General features: G+C 32.6%; 15 protein-coding genes. 3 read left to right on the top strand and 12 right to left on the bottom strand.

Annotated features, from left to right (window positions below; translation table 11 throughout):
* Window positions 1-129 precede the first annotated feature (129 nt).
* From GXK57_RS10070 to GXK57_RS10095, 6 genes are all read right to left on the bottom strand, one after another.
* A complete protein-coding gene (locus GXK57_RS10070; RefSeq protein ID WP_160675285.1) occupies window positions 130-546 on the bottom strand; it encodes a hypothetical protein in 417 nt (138 codons plus the stop codon).
* A 173-nt stretch (window positions 547-719) separates the two neighbouring features.
* The gene (locus tag GXK57_RS10075) at window positions 720-1319 is read right to left on the bottom strand and encodes a hypothetical protein (RefSeq protein ID WP_160675288.1); all 600 of its coding nucleotides are present in this window, start codon (window positions 1317-1319) and stop codon (window positions 720-722) included.
* Window positions 1320-1475: 156 nt separating this feature from the next.
* Window positions 1476-2045, bottom strand: a complete 570-nt coding sequence (locus GXK57_RS10080) for a GNAT family N-acetyltransferase (protein ID WP_160675291.1) — start codon at window positions 2043-2045, stop codon at window positions 1476-1478.
* 507 nt (window positions 2046-2552) lie between these two features.
* Window positions 2553-2975 carry a DUF3788 domain-containing protein gene (locus GXK57_RS10085; RefSeq protein ID WP_160675294.1) on the bottom strand — a complete coding sequence of 141 codons (423 nt, stop codon included), beginning with the start codon at window positions 2973-2975 and terminating at the stop codon, window positions 2553-2555.
* Window positions 2976-3096: 121 nt separating this feature from the next.
* Window positions 3097-3921 (bottom strand): CPBP family intramembrane glutamic endopeptidase, encoded by an 825-nt coding sequence (locus GXK57_RS10090; protein WP_160675297.1) that lies wholly within the window; start codon window positions 3919-3921, stop codon window positions 3097-3099.
* 578 nt (window positions 3922-4499) lie between these two features.
* On the bottom strand, window positions 4500-5504 hold the full coding sequence (locus tag GXK57_RS10095) for a YeiH family protein (RefSeq protein ID WP_160675300.1): 1005 nt from the start codon (window positions 5502-5504) through the stop codon (window positions 4500-4502).
* 477 nt (window positions 5505-5981) lie between these two features.
* On the opposite strand from GXK57_RS10095, the gene GXK57_RS10100 reads away from it, so the two are divergent.
* The 3 genes from GXK57_RS10100 to GXK57_RS10110 all read left to right on the top strand — a co-directional run bounded on the left by GXK57_RS10100 (window position 5982) and on the right by GXK57_RS10110 (window position 8658).
* Entirely contained in the window at window positions 5982-6872 is an 891-nt protein-coding gene (locus GXK57_RS10100) for a LysR family transcriptional regulator (RefSeq protein ID WP_160675303.1), read from the top strand.
* 320 nt (window positions 6873-7192) lie between these two features.
* Window positions 7193-7522: a hypothetical protein gene (locus GXK57_RS10105; RefSeq protein ID WP_160675306.1), complete on the top strand. Its 330-nt coding sequence runs from the start codon at window positions 7193-7195 to the stop codon at window positions 7520-7522.
* 596 nt (window positions 7523-8118) lie between these two features.
* A complete protein-coding gene (locus GXK57_RS10110; protein ID WP_160675309.1) occupies window positions 8119-8658 on the top strand; it encodes a hypothetical protein in 540 nt (179 codons plus the stop codon).
* Between the two features lie 108 nt (window positions 8659-8766).
* Here GXK57_RS10110 and GXK57_RS10115 read toward each other — a convergent pair whose 3' ends face one another.
* From GXK57_RS10115 to GXK57_RS10140, 6 genes are all read right to left on the bottom strand, one after another.
* Window positions 8767-14796 carry a DUF5695 domain-containing protein gene (locus GXK57_RS10115; protein WP_160675312.1) on the bottom strand — a complete coding sequence of 2010 codons (6030 nt, stop codon included), beginning with the start codon at window positions 14794-14796 and terminating at the stop codon, window positions 8767-8769.
* A 31-nt stretch (window positions 14797-14827) separates the two neighbouring features.
* A complete protein-coding gene (locus GXK57_RS10120; RefSeq protein ID WP_160675315.1) occupies window positions 14828-16345 on the bottom strand; it encodes an alpha-N-arabinofuranosidase in 1518 nt (505 codons plus the stop codon).
* A gap of 114 nt (window positions 16346-16459) precedes the next feature.
* Window positions 16460-17302, bottom strand: a complete 843-nt coding sequence (locus tag GXK57_RS10125; RefSeq protein ID WP_160675318.1) for a carbohydrate ABC transporter permease — start codon at window positions 17300-17302, stop codon at window positions 16460-16462.
* Window positions 17295-18194, bottom strand: a complete 900-nt coding sequence (locus tag GXK57_RS10130) for a sugar ABC transporter permease (RefSeq protein ID WP_160675321.1) — start codon at window positions 18192-18194, stop codon at window positions 17295-17297. The genes GXK57_RS10125 and GXK57_RS10130 overlap by 8 nt, the downstream gene beginning before the upstream one ends.
* 185 nt (window positions 18195-18379) lie before the next feature.
* Window positions 18380-19711, bottom strand: a complete 1332-nt coding sequence (locus tag GXK57_RS10135) for an ABC transporter substrate-binding protein (RefSeq protein WP_160675324.1) — start codon at window positions 19709-19711, stop codon at window positions 18380-18382.
* A 114-nt stretch (window positions 19712-19825) separates the two neighbouring features.
* Window positions 19826-21787, bottom strand: a complete 1962-nt coding sequence (locus tag GXK57_RS10140) for a beta-L-arabinofuranosidase domain-containing protein (protein ID WP_160675327.1) — start codon at window positions 21785-21787, stop codon at window positions 19826-19828.
* Window positions 21788-22345: the final 558 nt, after the last annotated feature.

Genomic DNA, 22345 nt, shown 5'->3' on the forward strand with positions numbered 1-22345 from the left:
ATTGGTTATCATATCCACCAATTGATTTAATCCTTTTTTATCGTAATTTATTCCATTTATAGTTATATCCCAAAGGCCAACTTAAGCCATACGTCTTTGAACTCTATTTCTATCATATTTACTCTCATCTTATTTTAATTTTTTCCTTTTCTTCCTTTTGGAATCAAAAATTTCTTTTACTACAGAAAGAAGGTTTTCAATTTCCACTGGAATTGGGCACATTAAACTTTCTAACTGATCGTTAGAAAGTTTTAAAAGTGGTATTTTACATCCACTTTTAGCTTTTAAATGCCAATACCAAGCATCTAAAACCAACATGTTTTCGCTAATAATATTATTATCCCTATATTTTTCAAAACAACTATGTCTAATAAAAGGCATAAGTAAATTGACAATATCATCTGTCATAATTATTTTCTTTGCCATTTCATTAGAATATTTGAAGACAATTTTATTTGATGAAATATCTATATGAAAATAATAAAGTTCATGCCACCAAGCATCCTTAATTTCTACCCACACTTGTTCATAATATCCATCTTTCATTATTAATTCCTCTCAATCATTTATATAAGAATTGTAGCATAAATATTATTACCAAATAACTTGTCAGATGGCATTTATTCTACTCTTATGAGATACTTATTTATCTTAATTCTTTATCATGAATACAAACTATATGCTATAGACAGTATAACATCTCTACTGCTATTTTTTTCCTAAGTTTTAAATGAAAGATATCTAAGCTCTAGTAACATTTGATATTCATGATTATTAATCTTTTTTATACGCCACTTTTTTCCATTGTATTTTGATAATTCGTCTAAAGTATAGCTTTTTAATTTCGTAGTATCAACTGAATCTGATAACTGATTGCCATTTCCATTTCTAGATGTCATATTTAATGCATAAGGAATACTTAAATGAATTGCTATTGCAATAATAATTAAAACGGCAATGATTCGATGTGCAATAAACCATGTGCCTTTTCTTGGCCTTTTCTTAATATTTGCATAAACACCAAGTAAAACCTGTATAATCATCATAATAGCGGCGATAGCTCCAGTAATATTTATTCCAAATTTAGCGAACTGAGCGATGAAATGTGCCAGCAACAAGATAACTGTAGCAAAGCCAAAATATTTATGATTACGTATAAAAATAGTCATCAGTATTTTCATAAGCTTCTTCCCAACGGGATAACCAGACAGCTTTTTACTAAAACGTTTATTCACAAACTTGATACAATAGTTCAATATAGTACCTACAAAAGCAATAACAAGAAGCCAACCAAATAATCCACCTAATTCTTCAAACATAGGAACCCTCCTAATATCAATTTCTAAGTTCTCATTTGTATTACTAATAATGGTATTATAGATTTATTTGTTGTTATCTCCAATATGCTTATTTTTATTATTTTATTTTTTCAATTTTCTTAATATGAGAACTAAGAATTATAAAAGAGATATTTCCTATATATCTTTACAATTTATAATTCCATATATTAGCCTGTCCTCAAATTCACCTGTTCTTCTATTATAAGCTGAACTCTTTTTTAAACCCTCTTCTTTAAATCCAAGCTTCATACTTAGCCTATTTGATGCAATATTTTCTGGGTGAATCAAAGCTTCTATTCTATGCAATCCTATTACCTCAAAAGCATATTGGATAACCTTTTCTCCAGCTTCATACATAATATTTTTTCTCCAATATTTCTTATTAAGCATATATCCAATCTCAGCTTTTGAATTCCAATTGTCAAAATCATGAAGTGTAATTAAGCCTACTACTTTATCATAATTTTTATCAGAAATGCACCACCGAATAAACTTCTTATTTTCATATGAACTTATGAAGTGCACTACTGATTTTTGTGCTTGTTCCATAGTTGTCATAGGCTCTATTTGCTGATACCTTACAGCCTCTTCATCACAATAGATATCATAAATTTCAGTGTAATCTTGTTCTTTTACTTCCCTTAGTATGAAACGCTCAGTTTCCAATTCAGGAAATGTATTAAAAGCTATTTTTAGAATATCCATAAAAAAATCCTTTCTAAATTAGGCTCAATTTTCAGTATACATCTTCTAGTCTTTGAATGTATCATATATACAATATTAAACTCTCCACGAGCTAGGCTATGGGGCACCGATTTAGCGTTAGACCGCATTAACCATAAGAAATTAAAACAGTACAAGAAAAATCCATCCAAAATTAAATCACCTGGCCCCCCCCTAACAAGCGTTCAGGTGTTGTTCAAAGGTTTCCTGACTTTTATAGTAAAAATCCAACCTATTCTCGTAGGGAGAAAAATTACTTCAAACAATATTCACAAAAGTTGCTGTAGAGCCTTAATTACTTTTTAATATATCATGTTTGTAAATATTTGTATTGAAGTTATCGTTAAGTTCATTTCTCTTTCTATAATTTCATAACTAGCTCTAAGCCCGCATTTTTCCTATAAATTCTTATATTGTTATATTCCTATCTTGTTAAAAACTTAAATTTAAAAGAAGTTATATTTATAAAAACATAACTTCTTAAATGGTTCATTTGCTGGGCTTGATTGCTTTTATTTCTATTATCTTCATTAAATCCTGTAATTGTTCTTTGCCTGTAACACGGTAATTGAGCCATCCTCCGCTTCCACAGGGGTATTTATTATTCCACACAGCTTTGGCATAGTCACTCAGCCCGTTGTAAATTGAATTAATTGCATCATTGGAAATTCGAATCAATACCATAAAAGCACCGTTTTCGGCGAAGACATCACAGATATGCTTGCTTTTTAAGCTATACTTCACGCTCCATCCATATTTATTACCATAAGGAAAACGAATCTGGTCTTTTATTTTAAGTTTATCTTTTAGATATCCATCCAGCTCAAGCCACAGTTTTCCAGCATCACCGCAATAAAAAATCATTTCATCAAATAATGGTTCGGTCTTCTTGTCAAACATTCTCTCATACATTATATTTACATCTCCTTATAATCTCCGAGGATATCTTGCCTAATTGGCAGTCAAAAACTATATTCTGCCTGAAGCTCTTCAGGATAATCAGCTAAAAACCAGTCTTTCTTTAAAAATCTCTTTAATTGATAAAATCTATAAGCGTATGCAATATAACAGAACATCCAATTGATTTAGATTTAATCACAATCTTTCCAAATAAATATCCAATTAAGACTTGAAAAGAACATGTAAGTATAGAACAAATCAATAAATTTGAACCAGAGTAAATTTTGAGACGAGCTTGCCTATTTACAGCTATATGTATGAGACCGAATATTATAGCTTGTATCATATTGGCTGACTTAGGGGATATACCACGAGATATAAGACCAAAGAGCAAAAAATCTCTAAAAATCACTTCTTCTGTTAATGCTGTAAATATAAGTGTGCTTAAAATTGCTATTACAAATTCTATGGAAGTATAATGATTGGTAAAGATTGTATGATAAAGCAATACCAATGGTAGCTTATATAATAGAAATGTGATAATAATAAATATTACTCCTTTAAGTCTACATGTGAGTGGTACTCTTCTCTTGTTATATTTACTTAAATAAATGATAATCGCAAGTAACGATGCTAGGATAACTGATATACGTGTAAAATTGCTATTAACTTGAATTATTATTTGCATCATAATAAGGAATAGCAATGGTATGTTTATGAAAAAAAGTATAAGCTTATTTCTATCTTTATAATCAGAATAATGCCTAGTATCTGTTGGAAAAAATATCAATATGAATACTATAGGCAATATCGTATTTAAAAGTCTGTATAATATTCCTACAATATCTAAGCTACTTGGCCTTACGTCTGCTGGTATCGTGAATGATATAGCGTACAGAACTAAGAAAACTAATATAAAAATAACTTCACTATAATTAGATTTTAACTTGTTCAACATAGAAAACTCCTTTAATGAACTAACACTAAATATCTATAAATTAAATTATATTAGATAGCTATCATTTTTAATAACTTCGTATAATTAACAACTTATTTTTGTCATAATGATATATATACACTCCAAGTATTATGATACCACAAAACTGAATTATATGCATTAATTCCCATATACCAATATAAGACTATTTTTTTACATCAAATCCATAAAAACGTTGAAAAATTTAAGTCTCATTAAAAACTTCTGCTAACTAGACATGTTGGAGTTATTTATAAAAATCATTTCCAATATTAATAATTAAGCACCTAGGTAACCTTTCCCACATAGATAAAACAATTCTACCCTATTTTTAAAGCTTCTCTTCTTTCTGATAAAAGCTTTTGAAAATATAAATTTTATTATTAAATAGTACATCCACACTTTTATGTGGAATAGAAAATATTGTTATAGGTGTTCTCAAAATTAAACAGCTAAAATAAAACAAGTATTCTCCTGTTGTTTTATTTTAGCTGTTTTATATTTCTTATAAACATATAGCAGGTCTAACTACTTTTTAAGCATTCTTGCGATCTATTTAATTAAAACTGCCCTGTAACCCTTTGAACAACTATGCTAACTACTGCAACAGTAATCCAAACTATTAATCCTAAGAAAATAGGTTTTATACCAGTCTTTCTCATCTTTCTAAAATCAGCATTTAGCCCAATAGCAGATAAAGCCATTACTATCATGAATTTTCCTAAGGTATTTATGTTAGATACAATGCTGGTACTGAGTATACCTGTGGTATTAATCAGTGATGTAGCTAAAAAGCCTAATATGAACCAAGGAAAGATCTTTTTAAGACTATAACTCACATTGCTATCATTGCTTTTCACTCTTTTTTGTCTTGCAGTTATTAAAGCAAAGATTAGGGAAATAGGAATGATCATTGTGGTCCTTGTGAGTTTTACTATGGTTGCATATACTCCTGCTACATTACTAAAGCTATAGCCTGCTGCTACCACTGAAGAAGTATCATTAATTGCCGTACCAGCCCAAAGACCAAAAGCCTTATCTGAAAAACCAATTAGGTGTCCAATTAGCGGAAATATTATCACTGCTAGAATATTAAATAAGAAGATGGTAGAAATAGAATAAGCTATTTCTGTTTCCTCTGCTTCTATTATAGGAGAAATTGCAGCTATGGCAGATCCTCCGCAGATAGCTGTACCTACTCCAATCAAGGTTTTAAGCTTATAGTCTATCTTCATCAATTTTCCAAAGCCATAGGCTGATAAGAAAGCTGCTGCTAGTGTAAAAATCATTACAGAAAAAGAACTTACGCCTGTATTCCATACCTGTTTTAGGTTTAAGCCAGCTCCTAACACAATAATTGCCCATTGAAGTACCTTTTTAGAGGTAAAGGTTATTCCTTTTACTAAAAATTTTGGTTTATTTGAAAAATTATTTATTAGAGTTCCAATCACTATTCCAAATACAGCGCCACCTATTATAGGGAACTTATTGCCCAATATATTTGCTATCAATGCTAAAATAAAGCAGGCTATAATACCTGGTAAATAGTTTTTTAAAGTCTTCAAAGCTATCATCTCCAAAGTTTAGTCAATATTAATATCGCTCCTTTATATTAAGCTATGCTTGACTAAAATGCCAATAATAAGTACTTATAGTAGTATAATGTTTTGTTATAAGAAGTATTTTTATTTTATAATATAATGTATAAGGGGTACTAGAATCCTATTTGTATTTACAAAACTCCTTTTGATTTTTAGAGGAAAACTTGAGAACATGGATTTATAAGTACTGTTAAGTACAAATAAGTTTTATTCATAGATGTTTTTAAGCAAGAAAATTATACTCATCTAATTAAGTAAATTACGCAAACTTATATATAGAGAAACCTTTGTATACTTAATTTTTATATGCTCAATAATACAATCTTCTGGTGATTATAGAGCATGTATAAATTAATAGTTGAAGTTGTTATACACAAATTTAAATATATGTAGTAACCAACCCAAATAACAAAATCACTTCACTTTAAGGAGATTAAATAGATGCTAGATATAAGAATTATGTCCTTTTTGGCTTTGGCAAAAACTAAGAATTTTACAAGAGCTGGTGAGCTTTTAAACCTAACCCAGCCGGCGGTGTCCCAGCATATAAAGTTTTTAGAGGATTACTATAACGTAAAGCTTATAGAAAAGAAAGGACGTTTTATAGAACTCACTGATGAAGGTAAGCTGATGCTTAGCTACGGTAAGGAAATAAATAATTTGTATGATAATATGGAAAAAGAACTTAAAATCAAAGCAGAAAATGCTAAGATCTATAACATTGGTGCTTCTTTAACCATAGGCGGCTATATACTACCTGTAATATTGTCTAATCATAAACAAACCTATAATAATATAGATATAAAATTGCAGGTACATAATACTGAAGAAATCTTAAATAATCTCTTGGATAGAAAGATAGATTTAGCCTTGGTTGAGGGGCTTTTTGATAAAGAGAAATTTGCATACGAGTTCTTTAAGGAAGATGAACTGGTGCTAGCAGTAGCATCTAAAAGCAGGTTATCTTATGAAAAGGAAGTGGATTTAGAGGATGTACTCTGTGGTAATCTAATAATGAGAGAAAAAGGCTCTGGTACTAGAGCTGTCTTTGAACAAAAACTTATTGAACTTGGCTACAACTTAAATGACTTTAATCCATACATGGAACTTGGTAGTATACAAGCTATTATTTCTTTAGTGGAGCTTGATATGGGCTACACCATAATTTCAAAGGAAACCATAAAAGCGCAGTTGGCCTTAGGGAGTATCAAAATCCTTCCTATAAAAAACGTGAAGATTCTTAGGGAATTTAACTTTGTCTATCTACCTAGCTCTGACAAAGAGTTTATTGATAATTTTATGAGTTTTTGCCATTCATATATAAGTTCCTAGTTTAATAAAGAGCCTTTGTTCGGATAAGATATATATAATTTCACATAATTAGAAGTGTTTTTTTAGAATAATCTTTATTAAAAATATATTATCTAAAATTTAAATCGTACAATGAAATAATTCTAAATAACTTAAAAATAAAATATATAAATAATGTCCTTTGATAATCTATTAATACAGTTTATACAATACTATCACAACCTACAAGCAACTATCTAATACATAAAATAACTCAGTTGTAAATGGTATAATTATTGGTAATTAAGTAGTAATAGTAAATTATTTTAATTTCTATTAAAAGTTAAGGTAGGTGATAAATCATGAAATTCAAATGTGATTGTGGGCACACAATTTATGATAATACAGACTACTTATCATATAAGGCACATCTTATATCTGACCAAGATTGGTTTGACTATCTTGAGAGAATTGAAATGACAATTGATAGGTTAGGTGCTGATCTTAAAGATAAAGAAACTGCTATCATAGAACTCCGAAATCTTTCCCATTATTACTCAAAAACTATCTATCAGTGTACAAGCTGTGGAAGTATCTTCATTGCTGATGAAAATAATACCTTCAATACATTCAAGAATGACTCAATATATAAAAACAAAAATATACTAAGGTCAGTAGAAGGCGATAAATGAAAAGGAAGCCTATTTGCTGAGTGGATTGATAATAAGCCTGAATGGATGGACGCAAGTGGCTATATATCTGCAGAAAAGCAATCCTCTCATAATCGAACTTATGATAAGTGGGAAGATCTAGAAAGTAGTTATTATATTTTATTTTAACAATTAAGAAAAAATGATATTTTAAGATATAGTGTCCTTAAAAGAAATGGAGCAATTCTCCATTCATGGAGATTATAATTGTAGAACTAAAAATTGTGATAAAGGTTTAAATCAAAACCTTTCTAATTAAAATTATATTAATAAAAACCGAATATTTATTTAAAACACCACATTATTAAAAATAAATCTTCTCAAAAAAAACTATAGAACTTATTCTTATCTACTATTATATCAGTATAACTTAATATTTCTGCTTCAATTAATGTATCTTTAATTTTTCTATATATAAATTGATCTCACCTAATCTTGCATATATACTAATAATTAGTTTTTCATTATATGATTTTAAGTAACTAAGTTAGGATGACAAGATATGGTTAACTATACAAGGATTAATACATTATAATAATATTATATATAATAGTAAAATAATTTTAAGGGGAGATAGAATGGAGAAAAATAAAATTGTTGTGCTATTTCCAGGAACTAAATATAGCACAGATTGCCCATTATTATATTATGCAGGTTTTAAATTTGAAGTCCGAGGATATAAAAAAATAGCCATTAGTTATGAATATTTACTTAAGCAAGATAATTCATTTGAAGAATGTGTAGAAGATATAAAGAATTTTTCGTTGACACAACTACAACAACTTGATTTATCCAATTACGATGACATTGTGTTTGTTTCTAAAAGTTTAGGAACAGTAGTTGCTGGGTGGATTGAAGAAAAATTATGTATTAAAGTGAGACATATATATCTAACACCGGTAAAAGAAACCTTACCTTATATTAGACAGGAAAAAAATATTATAACTGTTGTTGCAGGTACAAAAGATAAACACTTAAGTATATATATTCTTAAAGGTCATTGTTTAAAAGAAAACATTTATTTGAAGCAAATTGATGGAGCTGGACATAGATTAGAGGTATGGGGAGATATGGATAGAAACATACAAATATTAAAAGAAGTGGTAGATCTCTATTAAAGAATTATTCTTATGTCTTTATAATATTCTTATTTAACGTAACACAAATAAAAAAACGCCGAAGCCACCTTCAGCGTTTTTACTTAACTTCAATTCATAAATCTGTGCTTATTCTTCTAACTTTTTTCTTTTACTTTTAAATCTCAATAACCCTGCTCCAGCTAAAAACATAGCTACTCCTACTACAATTAGAATTGTAGTTCCTATAGGAGAACCAGTTTTAGGCATATTAGATGAGTTACTAGTACTATTTGCAGTATTTGAAGTCTGTATATTTGTATTACTATTATTTGATGAAGCATTATTTGCTGTAGTACCGCTAGAACTATTATTGTTGTTAGTGTTGCTACCACTGCCAGTATTATTACTAGAATTGCCATTCCCGTTGGAACTGTTGCCACCATTGGCACCATTATTTCCGGTATTACCAGTTGTGACGCCGTTATTATTATTGCTATTATTACTGCCATTATTATTAGAATTACCACCATTATTGTTATTTGAGCCATTAGAGCTGCTATTCTTAACCAAACCGTCCATAGCTTTTTGTAAAGTTAAAGTCTCGTTGTCTACAGCTTGCTGCTGGGCATTTTGATCTGAAAGTATATTATTAGCTTTAGCTAGCTCTGCTTGTAGAGAGTTCCAGCTTTCTTTTGTGTAGTCTGTGCTTTGGTTTTGTGCTACTTTATTTATTAAGGCTTGAAGCTTTGATTTATCAACCTTAGGAATTATAGGTGCTGAAACTAAAGACTTTATTGCATTTTCTAAGGTAGTCTTAGCTTGATTTACAGCTTCATTAGTTGCATTATTATCTTTTAAAACCTTTTGTGCTGACTCTAAAGCTGTAGCAAAGATATTCCAGCTAGCTTCAGTGTAATCTGCTTTTGTCTTAGTTAAAGCTGTATTTACAACATTTTGTAAAGCAGTTTTGTCTACAATAATTTTGTTTTTCTCACCTATTACCTTCCACTCGATTATTCCTACTCCCTCTCCGCTTTTAACCATAGTTATTCTAAAGGAAGTTGTGGTTAGCTTGTCAAAGGTTGTTTCATTATATTTATCTAGCTCTAGTCCATAGCCTTTAGCATTGTTAACTGGAATCCACTTTCCGTCTCCAGTTAGATATTCGTATTTATAGGACTTAGGAGAAAGTATTCCTCCACCATCATTGAATAGATACAATTGGGTACTAGTTATATCCATTGGAGCAGTCCAGCTGTAGGTTACAGATTCTTCTATAGAAGAATTTCCCCAGGTACCATAATGCTTTACTCCATCTCCTTTTGAGTTAGCAGAAACTATATTGTCATTTACAGCAGTTATAGTTTCCCAAGAAGAACAGTAGCTAGTAGAAGCTGAGGCGTTAAAAGCTATATTATTATCTAGAGGTAATAAAGAATCTATGCAATTATTCAATTTAGAAGCTATGGTATCTACAGCCTCTTGAGTAGCATTTGCATCATTAAGCACAGTGGAAGCTTCTTTTAATACTGTTTGCAGTTGTGTCCAACTATCTTTTGAAAACAATTCTGCTTTTAAAGAATTTGCTTGTGAAACGGAAGCTTTTAAAGCTTGCTTATCTACTATAACCTTATCAGAATATCCATAAACCTTCCATTCTATAACACCACAGCCTAGGGTTTTAGGTGTCATAATCATACGGATTCCTTTAGTCATTATTGGGTCAAAGGTGGTTTTGTTGTATTTATTCATATCTACCCCTAGACCTTTTGCATTGGTTACTGGTAGCCAGGCATTATTTTGGTCTAGGTACTGAACTTCAACGGAAGCAGGCGCAAAGTTTCCATCGGTATAATAATAAGCATCCATACTTGTAAGGATAATTTGACTATCCCAATTATACTGAACCCAAGCCTTAGCTGTCTGATCTCCATGCCAATTATGCCATACTCCATGGCTGGTATCTTTAGAGCTTGTCGGATCGTAATTGTCATTAAGTGCCGCAACACCGCCTAAATCCTCTGGTGTATTTATGATAGCTGAAGGGGTAGCTGCTAAAGCTAGATTGGATACTTTTCCACTTACCACAATAATTGTTGCATTCACAGGATCTTGAAGTCCGTCAACTTTTCCAGAAACCTTAAAGTTCCCTGCCTTAGCGTATGAGTCACTTACTACAGCATCCCATTTTACAGGTACGTCATAGTAAACTCCGTCTGAATATAAGGCTTTTATGGTCTTTGGAAGTTCCACTGGCTTTCCTACTTCAGTAATAAAATTGCCTACTGTAGCTGATAGGATCTTTAAAGCTCCACTATTGCCATAGGCAGTTTTTATATCATCTTGACTCATAGCAAAGGACTTCATATCAAAATTATCTATTACCCCATCAAAGAAAGGTATATTATCATCATAAGACCTTCCTAGGTAATTTCTCTGAACCTCTCCAAGAGAACTCAAGGAGAAGTTACAGTTATTTAGTTCTGCCTTCTTTATACCATCTACATAAAATGTTACCGTATTGTTTGATAAAGTAAAGGTTACATTCTTCCAATACCCTTTTTCTATAACAACACCGGTATTAATCGTATTGTTCTTACCTGTATTCATATCAGTGACAGTAAAAGAAAGCTCTTTTCCGTTTATTACAGATAGATAAAAATACTTGTTGTTCATATCTCCAAATTCCAATATCCTAGAGTTTTTAGCTTGTATATCATTTAGTTTTATATCTAGATCAATGGTGAAGTCCTTTACTCTCTTAGTAATACTATTAGTAAGCTTTACATAACCAGTGTTTTTACCATTCATCACTAATCCATTACCAGTCTTTCCAGCTGCAAAGGTAGCATTTCCTACTATATCAGCATTATTTTTAGCTGTAGTATCATCTAGTATGAGCTTATTGGCGCTATCAATATTGTCAAAGCTGTAATGAGCTAAATTCTTTGGTACTGCAGGATCTTCTAAAACCCTAACAGCTACAGTATCACTGCTTTCTAAAGCTCCGTCACTTACGTTTAATTTAAACTTATAATCTCCAGTTTTATCTGCCTTAACCTCTGTAATTAGCTTGTCGTCATTAGCTATAGTAACCTTTGAGCCTTCAGGTTTACTTACTACTGACCATTTATAAGTCAGGTTCATTGAAGGATAGCCATCATCAACTGCAATTGCTTCTAATCTAAAGTTATCAGAAATATAAGTTTGTAAATCCTTTCCTGCCTCTACTGTAGGTGCTGTATTTTTTAAAGCTGAGCCTGTCTTTATAGTAACTATTGAGCTGTCGGTAGCTGCTAGTTGCACAGGTATAGTGATCTTTTTGCTATCAAGTACCTGAAAACTTCCTTGTGCCTTTCCATCCACTACTACCTCATAAGAACCTTTTTTTAGGCCTGTAAGTTCTAATTCTGATTGATGAGAGGTTTTAGTAAGATTCTTCATATTTAAGATAATGTTTGAACTATCTTTATTTACTACAGCCTTTGTGTACTGATCTCTATCAAGCTCTATATATAACTTCTGGTTTATAAAGTTTAACTTTGTATACAGTCCATCTAAAGGTGTTACTTCATAAGCTGAGCCATTATCTTTTACATTACAACCATAGCCAAAAAGTCCAAAAACAGGGTCTACAGCTACATCTGAGGAAAGAATTTGTAGTGCTCCAAACAGACCTAGATCAGCCTCTCCTGACATCTGTCTCCAGCCATTATGAAGATTGCCATCTCCTACTCCTTGTCCACCTAAATTACCCTTTTCTGATTGATATGTCCATGCCACTGTACCTATATTTTGTGGGTCAGCATCAATCTGTCCTGAATTGATAGCAGTAAGATTTGCAAGCTTCGCAGCGTAATTTACTCTTTCTGCTGCAGCACTTTCCTCACTGCTTTTTCCATTGTTTTGAAGTCTTAACCAATCGTCCATAGTATAACCTGCTAAGGAAGCTGAATACTGAAAGTTCCACCAGTTTTCTCCACATATTGTAGTTGGATTAGCATAGTGATACCAAACAGGCTGAAGTCCACGACAAGCTCTTGTCTTTTCGTCTATCTTCTCCATTATAGAGTTTGAATTAGCAGTATCAATGTCATTATTTAATTTTGCAAGGGTGTAAACTGCTTCTTCACCTGTATTGTCGTAAGAATATTCTGAGCCGTATGGATATTTAGTATTTTTGAAGTTAGTATATTTCTTTGCCATAATATCTTTGAGATTTTTTGCTTCATTATAATATCCTTCTTTTTCTAAAGCCTCAATAATAGCTGGAGTTGTAAGCTCTCCCATAAGTCCTGTCTCCCAGTTGTAAGAAACCCCGTCGCCATAAAGCGCCTTTATGATATTGTAAGCTCTTAAAAGATAAGTTGAAGCTTTCTCTTTATATGACATAAGTTCAGGATATTTATCTGCTATTTTGTACATTGAAAAGTAGGTGTTATAGATATGCGGATAAGCATAGCCTCTATAGGTTGGTGTAGTATTTGGCTCTGCCATTAGAAAATCATGAACTTTGTAGTCCTCATGATGCTCTCTCATAAGTCCATTCCAAATAGCTGTATTTAAATATTCATCTAAAGCTTTTATTTCTTTAACCACTGGCTGGTACACATTTTTCTCTGCAAGAAACTCTCCATGTGTAAGTCCCCAATCATCTCCCCAGCCCCAATAACCGTCGAATTTGTTTCTCTTTGACTTTGTATCCATCATCCAATCATCAAAAACCTTATCATAGACCTGGCCAGGGGCATTATATTGAGTCTTATCCACCATAAAGTTTGAATGCAGCCCTAAAGCCTCCGTAACAGAGTCCATCATATAAAACTGCAATACAGTTTGTTTTGGCTTCTCCTTGTTGGTATCAGCTTTATCATAGTATTTTATGGTTACATTATTTTGCCCAAGGTCTGCAAAGGCAATATCATAAATCAGATAGGTTTCCCCATTTATAACCTTTGTACTATTGTATTTCACATAGGTATTGTCAGAAGTTTTTTTACTTGGTAGATTGTTAGATATTGTCTTAGGTTTGTCTTTGAAAAGATTTAATTCATTAGGTCCTTTTATGTCAAAGCTTATATTTTCCTTTGGAACCTTTGTATGAAGATAAAGCTTTCCTGGCATATTTACTGAAAAAGTCATGCCTGGCACTGCCACTGCGTCTATAAGCCCCTCATCATAAAGGATTTTTTTCATATTATCTTCATTTTGTGGTGCTGAAAAGTTAAAAGCATAGGTCTTTTCTTCACCTGGAGCTAAAACCAAGGAGGTATTGTCCAAATATCCTCTGTTAGTTGCTTTTATAACAGCTGAGTGGATATAGAATACATTAAGCCCATTGGCCCAGCCTGCTTGGTCTTGACACCAAGCTGCTTCGTCTTTACTTCGTTCATCGGTCCTCCAGTGATCCTGATATTCAAAGCCAGCACCGGTGGAGGTATCTGGGGTCAATAAGAGAAACTGACCTATGCCACTAGGCCTTGTAGCATATACATAAGATGAATCTTTACCTACAAAACTATGATATACAGTTCGAGTCTCATAGATTTCTTCTCCTCCTGGCCATTTTTCATTAAAAGCTAAAGGTACACCTAAGTCACCTATGGTAAGCTTTTTATCATTGGTGTTTACTAGTTTAATCTCCCAATGTAGCTTATCATTAACTAAAGAATAGGTTTCAACAAGCTTAAAGTTCTTAATACCGTTTGCTTCTTTAGAATTTTCATAGGTTACCACTACCTTATTTCCATCTAAGGTAACCTTTCTAGCGGAGTCGGAGGAATTGGTCTTAGCTGCTACCCAGGAAGCACCATCTCCAAACTTAGTCTGAAACATCAGCTCTCCCATCCATTCATGGCCTGAGGTTGCTTGCTCTGGGCTGTTTTCTTCATTCATTACGTAATTTGTAGGGAATTTATCACCTACTATCTTTAAGGATTTTATCTGACCATACTTTCCTACCTGTACATCGAAGTAATTATTCTTTAGATTTATGGTATCACCACTTTGCACTGCCTTAGTTTCAGAGGCACCTTCCTTATCTATTGTAACTGCCAATACTTTGATAGCTTGTATAGGAAAGACACCTATAATAAAGATTAGGGACATAAACACAGCAAAGAATCTATGCAATAGATTGGAGTTTCTATTTTTTTTAATCCTTATGGCTTTTCTCATAATTCTCTCCTTATTAATTAATGTTAAGTGTTTAAGACAATTTTATAAGTCTTATTACGTTCCAGGAAGCTTTAGCTAATACTGCTCTCACCTCCATCTCTTCTACAACGGTTCTTTGAACCTTCTTAGGAGAGACCATCTCCTTCCTAGCAGTGTTTGCTTGCTTAAGATCCTCACCTTCTAGAACTATGTGTTCAAGAAGTTCATATCCCTCAAAACTCCTTATGTCACAGTTCAAATTAATGTTTTCCTTTAGATTACGATTTACTGCAAAAATAGTAAGTATATCCTTTTCATCATCATAAACTGCTATGGCTTCAATATCCTTTACATCTGTAAAGTCAGCAGTATCATGTTTTGGAGAAGATATTATTGGCTGAAGAGCTATTCCTCTTCCGTATTTAGAGGCATGAAGATATGGATAGTAAATAGTCTGCTTCCAAGCCTTGCCTCCTGTTTCTGTCATAATCGGCGCAATAACATTTACTAGTTGTGCTAGGCAAGCTATCTTAACCCTATCACAGTGCTTAAGCAAGGTTATAAGCATCAAACCTACCATAAGTGCATCCTCAAAGTCATATATATCCTCAAGCAAGGCTGGAGCTTTTTGCCATGGTCGGTTTTTCATGGTGTCATCGCTATCCTGATTTGAATGAAACCAAACATTCCATTCATCAAAGCTTAAATTCATGGTCTTTTTACTGCGTTTCTTTGCCTTTATATAGTCACAGGTTGAGGTAACGGTATTTATAAAATGCTCCATTTCCTCTGTCATAGCTAAAAAGTTCTCAGTGTCATTATTTCTATTGCCGTAATACTGATGTAAAGAAACAAAATCCACTAAATCATAGGTGTGGTCTAAGGTTAAGGCTTCCCACTGTGGAAAGGTTGGCATAGCTGCAAAGGAGCTTCCACAGGACACAAGTTCTATATCAGGATCTATCTGTCTCATAGCTCTTGCAGTTTCAGCAGCTAACCTTCCATACTCCTCTGGGGTTTTATGTCCTATCTGCCATGGACCATCCATTTCATTGCCAAGTCCCCAAGTCTTTATCTTATGAGGAACCTTAACTCCATGTTGTATCCTTAAATCGCTATATTTTGAACCGCCTTCATGATTGCAATATTCAAGAAGATTGCAAGCGGCGTTAGTTCCTCTAGTACCTAGGTTTATAATCATCATAATGTCAGAATTAACTTTTTTAGACCAATTTGCAAATTCATTTAATCCAATTTCATTAGTTTCAATACTTCTCCAGGCTAATTCTAATCTGTTTGGTCTTTCTGAAAGAGGCCCTACGCTGTCTTCCCAAAAGAAGTTTGAGACAAAGTTACCTCCAGGGTATTTTATTATAGGTACCTCTAGTTCTTTCACAAGCTCTAATACATCTTTTCTAAATCCAAGATCATCAGCAGTTTTATGGCTTGGATCATAAATCCCCCCATAAACTGCTCTTCCTAAATGCTCTATGAAAGAGCCATAGATTCTCTTATCTATTCTAGAAATTTTGTAATCCTTGTCTATAACCATCTTTGCATTTTTACTCATATTTTCTAATTTCCTTTCTTCAAAAAACTTAAATTTTAAGTCTTAGTTTATACCTTCCAAAACTTCACCATAAACCGTACTTTTACAACAGGTATAAGTGTCCTTCAGCATTTCTTATCCCTTAACTGCTCCAGCTGTCATTCCTTCAATAAAGAATTTCTGGCAGCTCATGAACAATATAAATATAGGTAATATAGAGAAGAAGGAACCAACTATAAGTAAATCATAATTATTGCCATATGGAGTCAGTAACGTGTTTAAGCCCATAGGCAGTGTGAATTTAGTATCACTTCTCAGTACCAATAAAGGCCATAGGAAGTTGTTCCAGCTATTCATGGTATTGAGTATAGCCATTGCTGCAAAGGCTGGTTTCATAATAGGAAGTATAAGCTTAAAAAATATACCATATTCAGAAGCACCATCTATTCTTCCAGCGTTTATGATCGCTTTAGGAATTCCTGAGATATACTGCCTAAAGAAAAATATTGTAGAGGCATGGGCTACTGTTGGAAAGATTATGGCTATATATGAATCAGTAAGGTTCATGTTGTTGATTTGGTTATATAGAGGTAGCATTAATATTTCAAAAGGAACCATCATAACAAGTAATACACATATAAATAAGATATTTTTACCTTTAAAATCATAGGCTGCAAAGCCGTAGGCACAAAAGGCACTTACAAACAAAGTACAAATTACCTGAACTATTGTAAGTAACATACTGTTAAAAAACCAAGTAAAATATGCGTGATCTCCAGTGAATAGGTAAATGAAATTTTTAAGAGACATCTTACTAAAATCAATTGCTAAGTTAACTCCGTATCTAACTAAATCTCCTCCGTCTTTAAAGGAAGATATAAATATCACATAAAACGGTATTAATATTATTAGTCCTACTATAGTAAAGAATATTAAAGTAATAGCTTTTAGAGATAACTTTTTCGTATTATTACTCATGTGAATCCTCCATAGCAAATGTTCCATTTATTTTTAACTGAATTAAGTTGATAACCATTGCTATAGTTACTAACAATATTCCAACTGAAGAGGCATACCCCATGTCATTCTTTTCTATGCCTTGTCTATATAAGTATCCGATGATTGTAAGTCCTATGTTTTGAGGAGAGTTATTACCTGCCCACAACATATAGCTTTCAGTAAACATTGCAAGTCCACCATATATGGATATTGTTAAAACATATACTGTAGTTGGCTTTAATTGAGGAATAGTTATAGATTTAAACCTTTGCCAAGCGTTTGCTCCATCAATTTCTGCAGATTCATACAATTCCTCAGGGATGCTTTTTAGTCCAGCTAAAAAGTAAAGTATATTGACACCCATCCATCTCCAGCAAGCAAGTATAAGAAGAGTAACGAATCCAAAGGTTTGTGACTTAAGCCATTTTATAGGCTCAAAACCAAAGAACCCTATAAAGGAGTTCATAAGTGAGCTAGCTTGTTCACCAAATGCCAATCTAAAAATAGTACCAGCTACTACTACAGAAGTAAGTGCAGGTAAAAAGAATACTGATTTAAAAATCTCCCTACCAACCATGATTCTGCTGTTTATGATACATGCAAGCACCATGGGTATAGGTATAAGCAGTAATAAAGTTGCAATTGTGTACTTTACACTGTTTAATACAGCTTTTGTAAATATCTCATCTCCAATTAACCTTTTATAATTATCAAATCCTATAAATTTACTTTGTCCCGGTAGTATGGATTCAAAACTCATTATTACAGTGTTAAATATAGGAGAAATGAAAAATACTACAAATACTAATACAAAAGGTAGTACAAATATATACGGTGCAATCTTCTGATTGAACAAGAACTTCTTTACCATGTTTTAACTCACTCCTTATCTTTAAAAGGTTAGTAAAGATAAACCACTTCAATCTTTACCTCCAAATAAAGACTTCCGTGCTTCTAATAATCTTTAATGAGATATATTCAAATATGAAGTAGTTTATCTATATATACTGCAAAAGCTATGGCCTAATACAACTTTTGCAGCTCAAGAGGGCTTTCTTATTTTAATTCATTTTCTATTTGCTTCTGTGCGTCGTCCAGTTCTTGCTTTATATCTTTATTGCTTTCGAATATATTGTTTAAAGTAACGGTGGTAAAAGTATTATTTATAGTAGGATAAGCTGCGTTAACCTTTATAACCTTAACTTCATTTTTTATCTCATTTAGTACATCAAAAGGATTATTTACAAAGTACTTAACATAGGTGTTGTTAGGGTCATGGGTGATTTCATTTTTAGACCATATATCAGTGTTTACAGGGTCAAAACCTAGCTTCTGCCATATTTTAGTTGCACCTTCATCAGAAAGTTTAGCGTAAGTTAAAAAAGCTTTAGCTAAATCTGTATTCTTAGCAGTCTTTGTCACAACTGTACCAGTTCCACCACCACCAACAGAACGTGGCTCACCTTTTTCGAAAACAGGAACTGGAGCAATAGCAATCTTACCTGATTGATCCTTCATGTAGTTAGTGTATCTAGACATCTGCCACATTGGCATTATTGCGCAAGCATAATCTCCTTTATTAAAGGCTCCATAAGCTTGTTCTGAGTCTGGGTTTCCACCAGGAACAGTAGCTATAGCTTTACTTTTTTGAAGCTCCTTTAGCATGGTTAGAGCTTTTACCATCTCTGGAGTGTTAACCTTTGGCTTACCGCTAGCATCAGTAAGATCGCTTCCTTGTTGTGCTAGCAAAGCATTTACCTGCCAAAGATCAGCAGTATCTGCAGTTCCAAGATATTTTCCAGTAGCCTTGTAGTATTTTTCTCCAGCTGCCTTAAAGTCGTCCCAAGTAATTATTTTGGTGTAATCAATACCTGCTTTTTCAAGAAGCGCTTTATTGTAAAATGCCACTGTTGCTCCAACGTGAGTTGGTACTCCATAAATCTTTCCGTCCTTTGTATAGATATCTAATCTTGCTTGAACTAACTTGCTCTTATAAGGCTCTATAGCATCATTAAGCGGTACTAACTGAGGCTCTCCCTTTAGGAAGTTAGCAAACTTACCTAGTTCTACATCACACATGTCTGGAGCGCCTTTTCCAGAAAGCAGTGCAGTTTGAAGCTTGTTATGCATATCATCATAAGGAAGCACTGTAAACTTTATGTCTAACTTTTTAGTTGGATTCTCTTTATTCCATAAATCCTCCATTTCTTTATAAAACTGAGCATGCAAGTCTACGAAGGTCCACATCTCCATATGGGTAGTACCTGAAGCGTCTACTCCAGTTGACGCAGTTTTAGTCTTTTGAGAACTTCCTCCACAACCTACAAGCATGGTTCCTGCAATAGTGGTAGTTAAAGCTAACTTTACAAATAGTTTTAAGAATTTCATTGATTATTCCCCCTCATTTTTGTATAGCTTAATATTAAAATGTGTGCTGGAAAGCTCCAGCAAAGCACATATTTTCTCACTTTGGCTCTGTTTAAAAATATTTTTTAACAAAGCCTAATCCTTTAACAATTCCTTAATCCATACAAGCATTTCTCCTTGTTTACGATTACACCAGTAACAGTATGGAATTGCCTTTATAGTGACCTCTTGTAACTTAGGTTTTCTATCACAATATAGCTTATCACCATCCCAGTTTTCATCTGATATACGCTTTCCTTTTGCTATAACTGTAGTTACTCCACCAAATAATTTTTCTTCAAATTGCTCCTTAGGACTTACTGAAGTATCTACTAAAACATTTGATAAATTTGATCCATTATCTACTTCCTCTAAACAATATACTAAAGGTCCTTTTTTAATAGCCACTTTGCCAGAATCCGCTCTTACCTTCGGATTTGCATAGATGAATTTTGCAGAAGCTTCAAAGCTAACTTCAATAGTATCATCCAGGAAGGCTCCATTAATCATTGCATAGCCTTTTTCTATTTCTAAAGTATGAGGCTTTCCATTTATTGAAACTCTATAGTTTTCAGCGTAATCAGGGATACGAAGTGCCAAAGTTATTTTTTTATCTTTGCTTGACTTTATCTTTAGCTTATAATCATTTGAATTTGGGAAATTTGTCTTAAAGGATAAGTTTATAGATTTGTCTTCTAGTTCAAAGGTTGTATCATTTGAAATGAAAAGATTAACATAAATAATTTCTTTATCTACCATATATATATACTGGCCTAAAGATGCTAAGGTCCTTGCTATATTAGGTGGGCAGCAAGCAACTCCAAACCACTTTTGTCTTACTGGTTTAACGTGAGCTTTTGAAGTATTAGGTATACAGCTGTCAGGCCAAACTTCTAATGGATTTACGTAAAAGAATTCTTTTCCGTTTAGTCCTATACCAGAAAGCAGTGTATTATATAATGCCCTTTCAACTATATCGATATATTTTGATTGCCTTGTAATTTTTGCCATCCTTAAGCCAAATAAGGCTAATCCAATAGTTGCACAGGTTTCGGAATAATTACTGTCATTAGGCAAATCATAATCTGTTGTAAAACGCTCTAGATATCCAGAAGAACCAATACTACCTGTTATATACATCCTTTTATCTACTATATTGTTCCATAAGCTTTCACATACCTTTAGCAATTCTAAATCATCATACTCATAGGCTATATCAGCCATGGCACAGTACATATACGTTGCTCTAACAGCATGTCCTTCAGCAGTTAACTGTTGTCTAATGGGTTTATGTGATTGAGAATATATAGGCTCATACTTTGAAAACTCCTGAAAGATAAGTTTATACTTATCTGACTTTCTTTCTTCTAAAAAATAATTTGGAGCTTTTCCTCTTTCATCTAAGAAATATTTTGCTGTATCTATATATTTTCTTTCTTTAGTTACCTCATATAGTTTAACCAAGGCTAATTCAATTTCTTGATGCCCAGGATATCCGTGCCTTTTATCCTGCCCTTCACCAAAGGTTTCACAAATAAGATCTGCAAATTTTATCATTACATCTAAGAATTTTCTTTTACCAGTAGCGTTATAGTAGGCCACTGCAGCCTCTATTAAATGTCCTGCAGTATAAAGTTCATGTCCTTCTGTTAAGTTAGTCCATCTTAGATCTGGTTCCTTAATGGTAAAGTAAGTATTTATATATCCATCCTCACATTGAGCTTTCGCTATAAGATCAATAGCATAATCAGCTAAATCCTCTAAGTATTCATCTCTATCCTCACATAAGGCATAGGCCACTGCTTCCAGCCACTTTGCCACATCAGTATCTTGAAATACCGCACCGCCAAACTCAGCTGTCTTTTCACCTGCTGCAATCTTAAAATTACTTAAACAATGGCTAGGTGCAGCACCTTCAACCTTGTCATTAAGGATTTCCCACTGATATGGAATTATTACTTCTTTAACAAGTCTCGTATACTTATTCCAAAATGTATCGTTAATATTTATATTCTGAAGAGGTACTGATTGTAACTTCTTATATTTTGCCTTCTTCATTATGGTTCCTCCTAACTATAAATAAAAGTAGTAAAACGTTTCAGTAAAAACTAGTAAAAGTACTATGAAAATCATAATATCTAAATTTCAAGCTGCGTATTTGTTTGTTTTGAAAACCTTTAAACACCTTACATATTATTTATACAATATTTTCCAGATAAAGCGAACGTTCAAATTTACCTGTTTTAGGAAAATATTTTCTCATACTTCATTATTTCTTTTATTATCTTTTCCGTGCTCATATTTAAAATTTATTAAACGTTTTATATAAAATAATTAATTTTCTTTTTTATTTATAATCTTTTAAATTATTTCATATACTTAATAAAAGATTTTATATAATACTATGCTGATTTAGTATCATTAGCTGGATACTTTATATCTTCAAACTTTCCTCCAAAAATCAGAGGATTTTTCTAAATATATTGAGGATTAAAGTAGTAATTAGACAATTTATACTCCGTATTAGCAAATATAAAGGCTATAACATAACTTCACACCTTATGTTATAGCCTTTATATTCATTAGATAAAATTGCAGTAACCTTTTAACTATGTT

The organism is Clostridium sp. C8-1-8 (assembly GCF_009928445.1).
GTDB lineage: Bacteria > Bacillota > Clostridia > Clostridiales > Clostridiaceae > Clostridium_AR.

Excerpts from the sequence above, each read along its gene's own strand:
- GXK57_RS10125 (WP_160675318.1), bottom strand. The coding sequence starts at position 17,302 with ATGAGTAATAATACGAAAAAGTTATCTCTAAAAGCTATTACTTTAATA.
- GXK57_RS10090 (WP_160675297.1), bottom strand. The coding sequence starts at position 3,921 with ATGTTGAACAAGTTAAAATCTAATTATAGTGAAGTTATTTTTATATTA.
- GXK57_RS10105 (WP_160675306.1), top strand. The coding sequence starts at position 7,193 with ATGAAATTCAAATGTGATTGTGGGCACACAATTTATGATAATACAGAC.
- GXK57_RS10120 (WP_160675315.1), bottom strand. The coding sequence starts at position 16,345 with ATGAGTAAAAATGCAAAGATGGTTATAGACAAGGATTACAAAATTTCT.
- GXK57_RS10085 (WP_160675294.1), bottom strand. The coding sequence starts at position 2,975 with ATGTATGAGAGAATGTTTGACAAGAAGACCGAACCATTATTTGATGAA.
- GXK57_RS10100 (WP_160675303.1), top strand. The coding sequence starts at position 5,982 with ATGCTAGATATAAGAATTATGTCCTTTTTGGCTTTGGCAAAAACTAAG.
- GXK57_RS10115 (WP_160675312.1), bottom strand. The coding sequence starts at position 14,796 with ATGAGAAAAGCCATAAGGATTAAAAAAAATAGAAACTCCAATCTATTG.
- GXK57_RS10110 (WP_160675309.1), top strand. The coding sequence starts at position 8,119 with ATGGAGAAAAATAAAATTGTTGTGCTATTTCCAGGAACTAAATATAGC.
- GXK57_RS10075 (WP_160675288.1), bottom strand. The coding sequence starts at position 1,319 with ATGTTTGAAGAATTAGGTGGATTATTTGGTTGGCTTCTTGTTATTGCT.
- GXK57_RS10135 (WP_160675324.1), bottom strand. The coding sequence starts at position 19,711 with ATGAAATTCTTAAAACTATTTGTAAAGTTAGCTTTAACTACCACTATT.
- GXK57_RS10140 (WP_160675327.1), bottom strand. The coding sequence starts at position 21,787 with ATGAAGAAGGCAAAATATAAGAAGTTACAATCAGTACCTCTTCAGAAT.
- GXK57_RS10070 (WP_160675285.1), bottom strand. The coding sequence starts at position 546 with ATGAAAGATGGATATTATGAACAAGTGTGGGTAGAAATTAAGGATGCT.
- GXK57_RS10080 (WP_160675291.1), bottom strand. The coding sequence starts at position 2,045 with ATGGATATTCTAAAAATAGCTTTTAATACATTTCCTGAATTGGAAACT.
- GXK57_RS10130 (WP_160675321.1), bottom strand. The coding sequence starts at position 18,194 with ATGGTAAAGAAGTTCTTGTTCAATCAGAAGATTGCACCGTATATATTT.